This is a genomic window from Caldimonas sp., from assembly GCF_046289365.1.
Taxonomy (GTDB): Bacteria; Pseudomonadota; Gammaproteobacteria; order Burkholderiales; family Burkholderiaceae_C; genus Caldimonas.
In genome coordinates this window covers 1-9,390 of record NZ_JBKBVU010000124.1, presented here as the reverse complement: position 1 = coordinate 9,390, position 9,390 = coordinate 1, and the positions used below count along the sequence as shown (strand labels likewise).

General features: G+C 69.8%; 10 protein-coding genes. 6 read left to right on the top strand and 4 right to left on the bottom strand.

Annotation, left to right across the window (positions count from 1 at the left end):
- Window positions 1–207: 207 nt before the first annotated feature.
- From ACK42S_RS12285 to ACK42S_RS12270, 4 genes are all read right to left on the bottom strand, one after another.
- A complete protein-coding gene (locus tag ACK42S_RS12285; protein WP_409707737.1) occupies window positions 208–336 on the bottom strand; it encodes a hypothetical protein in 129 nt (42 codons plus the stop codon).
- Between the two features lie 41 nt (window positions 337–377).
- Window positions 378–773 (bottom strand): barstar family protein, encoded by a 396-nt coding sequence (locus ACK42S_RS12280; RefSeq protein WP_409661125.1) that lies wholly within the window; start codon window positions 771–773, stop codon window positions 378–380.
- 30 nt (window positions 774–803) lie between these two features.
- Window positions 804–1,187 carry a ribonuclease domain-containing protein gene (locus ACK42S_RS12275; protein WP_409707734.1) on the bottom strand — a complete coding sequence of 128 codons (384 nt, stop codon included), beginning with the start codon at window positions 1,185–1,187 and terminating at the stop codon, window positions 804–806.
- Window positions 1,188–1,471: 284 nt separating this feature from the next.
- Window positions 1,472–3,769 (bottom strand): NADP-dependent malic enzyme, encoded by a 2,298-nt coding sequence (locus tag ACK42S_RS12270; protein ID WP_409707731.1) that lies wholly within the window; start codon window positions 3,767–3,769, stop codon window positions 1,472–1,474.
- A gap of 258 nt (window positions 3,770–4,027) precedes the next feature.
- Between ACK42S_RS12270 and ACK42S_RS12265 the strand changes: the two genes are divergently transcribed.
- From ACK42S_RS12265 to ACK42S_RS12240, 6 genes are all read left to right on the top strand, one after another.
- Window positions 4,028–6,103: a two-component system sensor histidine kinase NtrB gene (locus ACK42S_RS12265; RefSeq protein ID WP_409707728.1), complete on the top strand. Its 2,076-nt coding sequence runs from the start codon at window positions 4,028–4,030 to the stop codon at window positions 6,101–6,103.
- Window positions 6,100–6,768 carry a response regulator transcription factor gene (locus ACK42S_RS12260; protein ID WP_409707725.1) on the top strand — a complete coding sequence of 223 codons (669 nt, stop codon included), beginning with the start codon at window positions 6,100–6,102 and terminating at the stop codon, window positions 6,766–6,768. The genes ACK42S_RS12265 and ACK42S_RS12260 overlap by 4 nt, the downstream gene beginning before the upstream one ends.
- 2 nt (window positions 6,769–6,770) lie before the next feature.
- Complete coding sequence (thiL, locus tag ACK42S_RS12255) at window positions 6,771–7,730, top strand: thiamine-phosphate kinase (protein ID WP_409707722.1); 960 nt, start codon at window positions 6,771–6,773, stop codon at window positions 7,728–7,730.
- Window positions 7,731–7,747: 17 nt separating this feature from the next.
- Window positions 7,748–8,287: a phosphatidylglycerophosphatase A gene (locus tag ACK42S_RS12250; RefSeq protein ID WP_409707740.1), complete on the top strand. Its 540-nt coding sequence runs from the start codon at window positions 7,748–7,750 to the stop codon at window positions 8,285–8,287.
- Window positions 8,287–8,811, top strand: coding sequence for a CinA family protein (locus ACK42S_RS12245; protein WP_409707719.1), 525 nt, complete (start codon window positions 8,287–8,289; stop codon window positions 8,809–8,811). The genes ACK42S_RS12250 and ACK42S_RS12245 overlap by 1 nt, the downstream gene beginning before the upstream one ends.
- A partial coding sequence (locus ACK42S_RS12240) for an NAD(P)-dependent oxidoreductase (RefSeq protein ID WP_409707716.1) occupies window positions 8,808–9,390 on the top strand: 583 nt, incomplete at its 3' end. The genes ACK42S_RS12245 and ACK42S_RS12240, both read left to right, overlap by 4 nt.

The window sequence follows — 9,390 nt, the reverse complement described above, 5'->3', positions numbered from 1 at the left end:
CCGCTCGACGATGGAACGCTCGGTCTCAGAGCGCGGCGCAGTATGGACAAGGCCCCGCCGCCTTGGGAAGCCAGCAATCGCGGGTTTTACAAAGAGTTGCCGCAGGTTGCGGGTGGTTACGGGCGCTTCAAGGCGGGGGGCGGCTCAGCAGGCGCAAAAAAACAAGCGACTCACAAGGAGCCGCTTGCTGGTGTGGGCCGCGCCGCTTCAGGCTGCCGCGAGCCAGGCCGAGGTGTCGAAGGCGCTGCTCATCAGCGGCATGTGGGTGCCGAAGCTCGGGCCGGAGGTCTTGGAGGCCTTGGCGGCCGGCTTGACGGTGATCTCGCTGTGGGCCATCTCGTTCGCCCGCTCCCATGACCCGATTTCCTGGGAGCGGGCTACAGAAAAGAATAGAAACACCTGAAGGGCACCTTTCGGTCGCCCCAGAAGTCCGCCGCGTCGCGGAAGACGTCGAGCAGTTGCTCGCGCGCCTCGCGGTCGAAGCGGGGGTTGTCGGGAATCTGCTCCAGCACGACGATGAAGCCCGGCTGCGGGCCCGACTTGTTGACCAGATCGGTCATGCAGTCGTACAGCGCATCGAAGTTCTTGCCGAAGTGCGTCGGGAACAGGAAGGCCTCGGCAATGCCTTCCAGCACGTCCTGCTTCGTCTGGGCCTGGGCCAGATTCGCGTACAGAAAGTGCTGACCGGTGTCTCGGGCGGCCTGCATCAGATCCTCCACCCGGAAGGCCCGGATGGATTGGACGATGTTCGGACGGACGGTCTGCAAAAGCATGGTCACGATCCTCGTTGCTTCAAAAGCGCTTCATTCGATGATCCGGCGAAAGCTCGCATAGTGGTCATCGGTGTAGTAACAGACCTCAGGTTTCGTGGGAGGCACGCCGCCACAGACGATGCGCCGCGCCCCGCGATGCCGCACCCCCGGGGTCTTGACCGTGTACTCGCGGTAGTGGCCGCGCGGCTTGGGCGGCAGCAACCGCTCGCGGTTGAAGAACACGGTCCCGTCCTTGTCGTACGGGAAGGGGCCGCCGGCGAGGATGCGCCGGTGGGTGTCCTGGGCTTGACGGGGCAGGTCGCTCAAAGCGACCACATCGACGCCGGCTTTCAGGCCCGGCGCAGCTTCCCGGGCCGTGACATCGTTGTGACCCAGGACCATCGCCAGCACTGCGGCGGTAGTGACTCCTAACATCCGGAGTGACTGCCACCGAAGTGACCTTGCAGCGGTTGCCACGGGTTTTCCCTGAATCCTGAAGCCGCCATGGTAGCGAATCGGCACCAAAACCACAAGGCTGTGCCTCAAATTTCAGCAGCGTCAGGGGATTTTAAGACCCATCGAAGTGGGCGCACGCTGACAGATATAGCTTTTTGCGGCGTGGTTTTCATCCCGCCGTCACGGCCGCAGCGGGTCCGGCGGGCGCCGGGCCGGACCGCGGCGGGGGGGCCAGGGGTGTTCAAGCCCACGGCCCCAGGACCTCAGCGCCCTGCGTTGGCGTCGGCCACCGCCAGCGCGGTCATGTTCACGATGCGGCGCACCGTGGCCGAGGGGGTGAGGATGTGCACCGGCTGGGCCGCGCCCAGGAGCACGGGGCCGATGGCGATGCCGCCGCCGGCGGCCGTCTTGAGCAGGTTGTAGCTGATGTTGGCCGCATCGATGTTGGGCAGCACCAGCAGATTGGCCTCGCCGGACAGCGTGCTGTTGGGCATCAGGGCCTTGCGGGCGGCTGCGTCCAGGGCCACGTCGCCGTGCATCTCCCCGTCGATCTCCAACCACGGAGCCTGGGTGCGGATGAGCTCCAGGGCCTGGCGCATCTTCACGGCCGAAGGCTGGTTGCTGGAGCCGAAGTTGGAGTGCGACAGCAGCGCGGCCTTGGGTTGGATGCCAAAGCGCAGCATCTCCTCGGCCGCCAGCACGGTGATCTCGGCGAGCTGCTCGGCCGTGGGGTCGTGGTTCACGTGCGTGTCGACCAGATAGACCTGGCGGCCGGGCAGGATCAGGCCGTTCATGCAGGCGTAGGTCTTGACACCCGCCCGCCGGCCAATGACCTGGTCGATGTAGTGCAGGTGCATGGCCGTGGTGCCCCAGGTGCCGCACAGCATGCCGTCGACCTCGCCTTTGTGCAGCAGCATCGCGCCGATGAGCGTGAGGCGCCGGCGCATCTCGATTTTGGCGAGCTGCTGGGTCACGCCCTTGCGTTCGGTCATGCGGTGGTAGGTCTGCCAGTAGTCGCGGTAGCGGTGGTCGTATTCGGTGTTGACGACGTCGTAGTCGCGGTCTTGCTGCAGCCGCAGGCCGAAGCGTTCGATGCGCTGCTTGATCACCTCGGGGCGGCCGATCAGCGTGGGGCGAGCCAGGTGCTCGTCCACCACGACCTGCACGGCGCGCAGCACGCGCTCCTCCTCGCCCTCGCAGTAGACGATGCGCTTGTTCTTGGCTCGCTTGGCCACGTTGAAGATGGGCTTCATCGTGGTGCCCGAGGCATAGACGAAGCTCTGCAGCTTCTCGCGGTAGGCGTCGAGGTCGGCGATGGGCCGGGTGGCCACGCCGGAGTCGGCCGCGGCCTTGGCCACGGCCGGCGCGATGCGCATCATCAGCCGCGGGTCGAAGGGCTTGGGGATCAGGTACTCGGGCCCGAAGCTCAGCGTCGCGCCGGCATAGGCGGCAGCCACCACCTCGCTTTGCTCGGCCTGGGCGAGTTCGGCGATGGCGTGCACCGCGGCGATTTCCATCTCGTCGGTGATCGTGGTGGCCCCGCAGTCCAGCGCCCCACGGAAGATGTAGGGAAAGCACAGGACGTTGTTGACCTGGTTGGGGTAGTCGGTGCGGCCGGTGGCCATGATGGCGTCGTCGCGCACGGCCTTGACCTCTTCCGGCAGGATCTCGGGCGTGGGGTTGGCCAGCGCCAGGATGAGGGGCTTGGCGGCCATCTTCGCCACCATCTCCGGCTTGAGCACGCCACCGGCAGACAGGCCCAGGAAGATGTCGGCGCCTTCGATCACCTCGGCCAGGGTGCGCAGCGGGGTGTCTTGCGCGAACTGGGCCTTGTCCGGGTCCATGAGTTCGGTGCGGCCCTGGTAGACCACACCGGCAATGTCGGTGACCCAGATGTTCTCGCGCGGGATGCCCAGCTTCACCAGCAGGTTCAGACAGGCCAGGGCGGCCGCGCCAGCGCCGGAGGTGACCAGCTTGACCTGCCGCAGATCCTTGCCCACCACCTTCAGGCCGTTGATGACGGCCGAGCCCACGACGATGGCCGTGCCGTGCTGGTCGTCGTGGAAGACCGGGATCTTCATGCGTTCGCGCAGGCGGCGTTCGACGTAGAAGCAGTCTGGCGCCTTGATGTCCTCGAGGTTGATGCCCCCGAAGCTGGGCTCGAGCGCGGCGATGATGTCCACCAGCTTGTCGAGGTCGTGCTTCTCGTTGATCTCGATGTCGAAGACGTCGATGCCGGCGAATTTCTTGAACAGCACCCCCTTGCCTTCCATCACCGGCTTGGCCGCCAGCGGGCCGATGTCGCCCAGGCCCAGCACGGCCGTGCCGTTGGTGACCACCGCGACCAGGTTGCCGCGGGAGGTGTAGCGAAAGGCGTTGGCCGGGTCGGCCACGATTTCCTCGCAGGCCGCGGCCACGCCGGGCGAATAGGCCAGGGCGAGGTCGCGTTGGTTGACGAGCTGCTTGGTGGCGGCGATGGCCACCTTGCCGGGGGTGGGGAACTCGTGGTACTCGAGGGCGGCCTGGCGCAGTTCGGCGCGTTTGTCTTCGGCAGACGACATGGTGATTCCCTTGTGAGCTCGGCGGGTCGGACGGCGGCCCACCGGCCGCGGCGCGCTGCCACGGTGGGCCAGGATTGTAGGAGGGGGGCAGCCGGCCGGCGTGCGTTTCCCGCATGGGCCGATGCGCAGGCCGCATCGCGGCCAGTGTGGCAAAGCCCGCGGCGGCCGCCGATTCGCAAAAGTGCGTACGCCGCTCCCAGGGGCCGGGGGCGATAGTGTCGTGGCAGGTTCTGACGGCCGCGCAAGCCTCACAATGCCATGATGTCCACCGAGCTGCCACCGCCCGTCCGGCCGCGCCCCTGGCGCAGGCCCATGTTGTGGGGTGCGCTCGTGGCCTTGCTGGTGGTGGCGCAAACCGCGCTGGTCAAGCTCACCATGGAGTACGAGACGGCGCGAGCCCAGGACCGCGTCGAACGGGCGGCCGCCGAGGCAGCCGGCGAGGTCCGGCAGAGCCTGTCGCGCGACCTGCAAAGCCTGCAGGCGCTGCTGTGGAACGAGCCCTCACTGCCGCAGTGGCGCGCCGATGCGGCCGACCTGCTGCGCGCGCGCCGCGAGCTGGTGCGCATCGAGCGCCGAGACCTGGACTTCCGCCTGATCCAGGGGGTGGACAGCCCCTATCGCACACCGCTGTTCACCGTGATCCCGCGCGACGAACTGCGGGTGGATGCCGAGGTGGCCTGCGCCAACGCGCGCCGCTTGTCGGGGCCGGCCTACTCGCGCAGCTATTTCGTGCCCCTGCCCGGCGGCCTGGGCCTGGAGGTCATGGACGTGTGCCTGCCGGTGACCGAACAGGCCCGCCTGTCGGGGTTCATGGTGGCCTCCTATGCGCTGCAAAGCGTGCTCGGCGAGGCCGTTGCGCCCGAGACGGCCAAGGGCTACGAGCTGGCCTTCGTCGAGGGCGACGGCACCCGTCTGGCACGCGCCGGGGCGGTGCCACGCGGCCAGGGGGTCTTCGTGGCCCAGCGCCTGATCGACCTGCCGGGCAACACCCTGCAGTTGCGCCTGGACAGCGGGGCGGGTCAACCGGCCCTGATCCCCAACCTGGCGGTGGCCCTGGTGCTGGGGCTGTCGCTGGCGCTGGCGGCGGTGGTGGCGCTGCTGGCGCGCGACGTGCGGCGCCGCGCCCAGGCCGAGCACGATCTCGCCGAGGCCCTGGCCTTTCGCAAGGCCATGGAGGATTCGCTGGTCACCGGCTTGCGCGCGCGCGACCTGGACGGGCGCATCACCTATGTCAACCCGGCCTTCTGCGCGATGGTGGGTTTCGAGCCGCACGAGCTGATCGGCAAGACCATCGGTCAGGACTCCCCGCCGTACTGGCCCCCCGAGATGGTGCAGGAATACACGCAGCGCCAGCAGGTGCGGCTGTCGGGCACCTTGCCCCCGCGCGAGGGCTACGAGACCACCTTCATGCGCCGCAACGGCGAGCGCTTCCCGGTGATGGTCTACGAAGCCCCGCTGGTCGACCGCGAGGGGCGGCAGGCGGGCTGGATGGGGGCCGTGCTCGACCTGAGCGACCAGCGGCGCGTCGAGGAACTGTCGCGTCAGCAGCACGAGAAGCTGCAGGCCACGGCGCGGCTGGCCACGGTGGGCGAGATGGCCTCGCTGCTCAGCCACGAGCTCAACCAGCCGCTGGCGGCCATCTCCAGCTACGCCACGGGGTCGGTGAACCTGATGCGCAGCGGCCCGGTGGACGCCGACATGCAGGCCATGATCCTGCAGGCGCTGGAGCGCATCGCCGAACAGGCCGAGCGTGCCGGCCGGGTGATCAAGAGCGTGCACGACTTCGTGCGCCGGCGCGAGCACATCCGCGAGGCTCTGCGCGCTGACCAGCTCATCGACGCCATCATGCCCCTGGTGCGCCTGCAGGCGCGCAAGAGCGCCACGCGCATCGAGCTGGACTGGCCCGGGCCGGGGGCACCGGTACCGCGCGTGGTGTGCGACCGCACGATGGTCGAGCAGGTGCTGCTCAACCTCACGCGCAACGCCATCCAGGCCATGGAGGATCAGCCGCTGGAGCGGCGCGTGCTGCGCATCCGGGTGCGCCAGGCCGATGCGCGCTGGGTGCGTTTCTCGGTGATCGACCAGGGCGCGGGCATCGCACCCGAGGTGGCCTCTCGGCTGTTCACCCCCTTTTTCACGACCCGCAGCGAAGGCATGGGCCTGGGTCTGAGCCTGTGCCGCACGGTGATCGAGCAGCACGGCGGTGCGCTGGTGTTCGAAAATCTCGGGGAAGGCGCCGGCACGGAGTTCCGTTTCACCCTGCCGGCCGAGCGGGCGGCGCCGCGCCGCAACGCGCCGCCGCAGACCACCCCCAGCGAGGAGCCCACGCGATGACCGTTCCTGCCGACGCCGGCATCCCCACCGTCTACCTCGTCGATGACGAGGACGTGCTGCGCGACGCCCTGGCCTGGCTGCTGCGTTCGCGCCGGCTGCTGTCCGAGGGCTACGCCTCGGCCGAGGCTTTCGAGGCCTTTCTGGACCAGCGTCGCATCTCGGGCCCGCTGGACCTGCGCGACCCGAGCTGCCTGCTGCTGGACGTGCGCATGCCGGGCATGAGCGGGCTGGCGCTGTTCGACCGCCTGATCGAACGCGGCCTGGTCGAGGCGCTGCCGGTGATCTTCCTCACCGGCCATGCCGACGTGCCCACCGCGGTGGCGGCGGTCAAGCGCGGGGCCTTCGATTTCGTCGAGAAGCCCTTTTCCGACAACGCGCTCGTCGACCGTGTCGAACAGGCCCTGGCGCGCAGCGCCGAGGTGCTGGCGCACCTGCGCACCGTGCAGGCCATCCATCGCCGCCTGGCCGAACTGACCGACCGCGAGCGCGACGTGATGCGCCTGGTGGTGGAGGGCCGGCCCAACAAGCTCATCGCCGACGAGCTGGACATCAGCGTGCGCACCGTCGAGGTCCACCGTGCGCGGGTGTTCGAGAAGATGGAGGTGAAGTCTGCCGTCGAGCTGGCCAACCTGCTGCGCGAGCTGCCCACCCCTCCGATCGCCTGAGCATGTCCCTGGGTGAATTCGAGCTGATCGCGCGGCATTTCACGCGCCCTGTGCGCCGCGCCGCGCTCGGCGTGGGCGACGACTGCGCCCTGCTGTCCCTGACGCCGGGCCAGCAGCTTGCCACCTCGACCGACCTGCTCATCGAGGGGCGGCATTTCCTGTCCACGGTGGCCCCGGAGCGCCTGGGCCACAAAGCCTTGGCGGTCAACCTGTCGGACCTGGCCGCCTGCGGGGCACGCCCGCTGGCCTTCACGCTCAGCCTGGCCCTGCCACAGGCCGAGGAAGCCTGGCTTGCGGGATTTGCGCGCGGGCTGTTCGCACTGGCCGACGCCCACGGCTGCGAGCTGGTGGGCGGCGACACCACGCGCGGGCCGCTGGCAATCAACGTCAGCATCTTCGGCGAGGTGCCTGCCGGCCAGGCCCTGTTGCGCAGCGGCGCGCGGCCCGGCGACGAGCTGTACGTGAGCGGCCGCCTGGGCGATGCACGGCTGGCGCTGGAGGTCTTCCGCGGCACGGTGAGCCTGCCTGGCGAGGCCTTCGAGCGCGTGCGCATCGCGATGGAATGCCCACAGCCGCGCGTGGCGCTGGGCCTGGCCCTGCGCGGCGTGGCCAGCAGCGCGATCGATCTGTCCGACGGCCTGCTGGGCGACCTCGGCCACGTGCTGCAGCTCTCGGGCTGCGGAGCGCGTCTGGAGGTGGACGCCGTGCCGCGCAGCGCCGAGCTGGCCGCCCAGCCGCTGGCGCTGCAGCGCCTGTGCACCCTGGCCGGCGGGGACGACTACGAGCTGCTCTTCACCGCCCCGGCCGCGCAGCGGCAGGCCGTGGCTCATGCGGCACAGGCCGCCGGCGTGCCCGTCAGCCGCATCGGCTGCATCGAGGCCGAGCCTGGGCTGCGCCTGATGGATGCACAGGGCCAGCCCCTGCCGAACACCTGGACTTCCTTCGACCATTTCCGAACGTGACCCTTGCCACTTCCAACATGACCCACGGCGCCGCGCCCGAAGGCCCGGTGCGTCCCACCGGGCGCTTCCTCTGGTCCCATCCCGCCCATGCGATCGCGCTGGGCTTTGGCAGCGGGCTCAGTCCCTGGGCGAGCGGCACCGTGGGCACGCTGTGGGCCTGGCTGAGCTTTCTCGTGCTCGATCCCTGGCTGGCCGACCGGCACTGGGCCGGGCTGCTCGTCTTCGGGACCCTCGTGGGGTGGTGGGCCTGCACCGTCACCGCCGGCCACCTGCGCACCCAGGACCCGGGCTGCATCGTCTGGGACGAGATCCTCGCCTTCTGGACCGTGCTGTGGCTGGTCACACCCACCTCGAGCGAGGCGCTGTGGTCGCGCCACCTGGCCGCGTTCATCCTGTTCCGCGCCTTCGATGCCCTCAAGGCCGGCCCGGTGGGCTGGGCCGACCGCGCGTTCAAGGGGGGCGGCTGGCGCGGGGGCTTCGGTATCCTGTTCGACGATTTCGTCGCGGCGCTGTGCACCCTGCTGGTGATTGCGCTGTGGGTCTTCTTCACCGCGTGATGGACAGCCTCGGACTCGATCGGCTCGTCGAAGTGCAGGCCCTCGAAACCCTGCTGGGTGCACTCGCCCAGGGCCTAAAGGGGCGGGGGTGGCGCCTGGTGACGGCCGAATCCTGCACCGGCGGGCTCGTGGCCGCGGCTTGCACCTCGATGGCCGGCTCCAGCGACTGGTTCGAGCGGGGTTACGTCACTTACTCCAACCAGGCCAAGAGCGAGGCGCTGGGCGTGCCGCCGGACTTGATCGAGCGCCACGGTGCGGTCAGCCGCGAGGTGGCCATGGCCATGGTCATGGGGGCCCTGCAGCGCTCGGGGGCGCAGGTTGGCGTGGCCACCACCGGCATCGCCGGCCCGGGCGGCGGCAGCCCACGCAAACCCGTGGGCACGGTGTGGTTCGCCTGGGCCCGCGGCCAGGACTTCGTCGAGACCGAATGCCGGCGCTTTGCCGGCGACCGCACCCAGGTGCGTGCGGCGGCCACGCGGCATGCGCTGCAACGGGTGCGCGCCCTGCTGGAGGCCGCCCCGTGACGATCCTGCTGGCCGGGACGTTCGACCCGGGCGAAGCCGAGCAGTGGCTGGCCTGCCTGGAGGCTGCGCTGCCTGGCGAGCGCTGGGTGCGCCAGCGCGAGGAGGCCGACGACATCGACATCGCCGTGGTGGCCAACCCGCCGCCGGGCAGCCTGCAGGGCCTGGCCGGCCTGCGCCTGATCCAGTCGCTGTGGGCCGGGGTGGACAAGCTGCTGCGCGACCCCACCGTGCCCACCGGCGTGCCGCTCGCACGCATGGTCGACCCGGCGATGAACACCGCGATGGCCGAGACCGCGCTGTGGGCCGTGCTGCACCTGCACCGCGACCACGACCTGTACACCGCCCAGCAGCGCGAACGGTGCTGGCAACAGCACCCCCAGCGCCGTGCCGACGAAGTGCACGTGGCCGTGCTGGGCCTGGGCGAGATGGGCCGCGCCACGGCGCGGCGCCTGGTGGCCAACGGCTACCGCGTGAGCGGCTGGAGCCGGCGCGGCGCGCCAACGCAGGGGGGGGAGGTCGCACGGGGCAGCCAGGACCTGCACACCCTACTGGGCGAGGCCGACAACGTAGTCAACCTGC

What these genes read in the sequence shown, in the direction of transcription:
- ACK42S_RS12285 (WP_409707737.1), bottom strand. Translation starts at nt 336, where the DNA reads ATGGCCCACAGCGAGATCACCGTCAAGCCGGCCGCCAAGGCCTCCAAG.
- ACK42S_RS12280 (WP_409661125.1), bottom strand. Translation starts at nt 773, where the DNA reads ATGCTTTTGCAGACCGTCCGTCCGAACATCGTCCAATCCATCCGGGCC.
- ACK42S_RS12275 (WP_409707734.1), bottom strand. Translation starts at nt 1,187, where the DNA reads ATGTTAGGAGTCACTACCGCCGCAGTGCTGGCGATGGTCCTGGGTCAC.
- ACK42S_RS12270 (WP_409707731.1), bottom strand. Translation starts at nt 3,769, where the DNA reads ATGTCGTCTGCCGAAGACAAACGCGCCGAACTGCGCCAGGCCGCCCTC.
- ACK42S_RS12265 (WP_409707728.1), top strand. Translation starts at nt 4,028, where the DNA reads ATGATGTCCACCGAGCTGCCACCGCCCGTCCGGCCGCGCCCCTGGCGC.
- ACK42S_RS12260 (WP_409707725.1), top strand. Translation starts at nt 6,100, where the DNA reads ATGACCGTTCCTGCCGACGCCGGCATCCCCACCGTCTACCTCGTCGAT.
- thiL (WP_409707722.1), top strand. Translation starts at nt 6,771, where the DNA reads ATGTCCCTGGGTGAATTCGAGCTGATCGCGCGGCATTTCACGCGCCCT.
- ACK42S_RS12250 (WP_409707740.1), top strand. Translation starts at nt 7,748, where the DNA reads ATGACCCACGGCGCCGCGCCCGAAGGCCCGGTGCGTCCCACCGGGCGC.
- ACK42S_RS12245 (WP_409707719.1), top strand. Translation starts at nt 8,287, where the DNA reads ATGGACAGCCTCGGACTCGATCGGCTCGTCGAAGTGCAGGCCCTCGAA.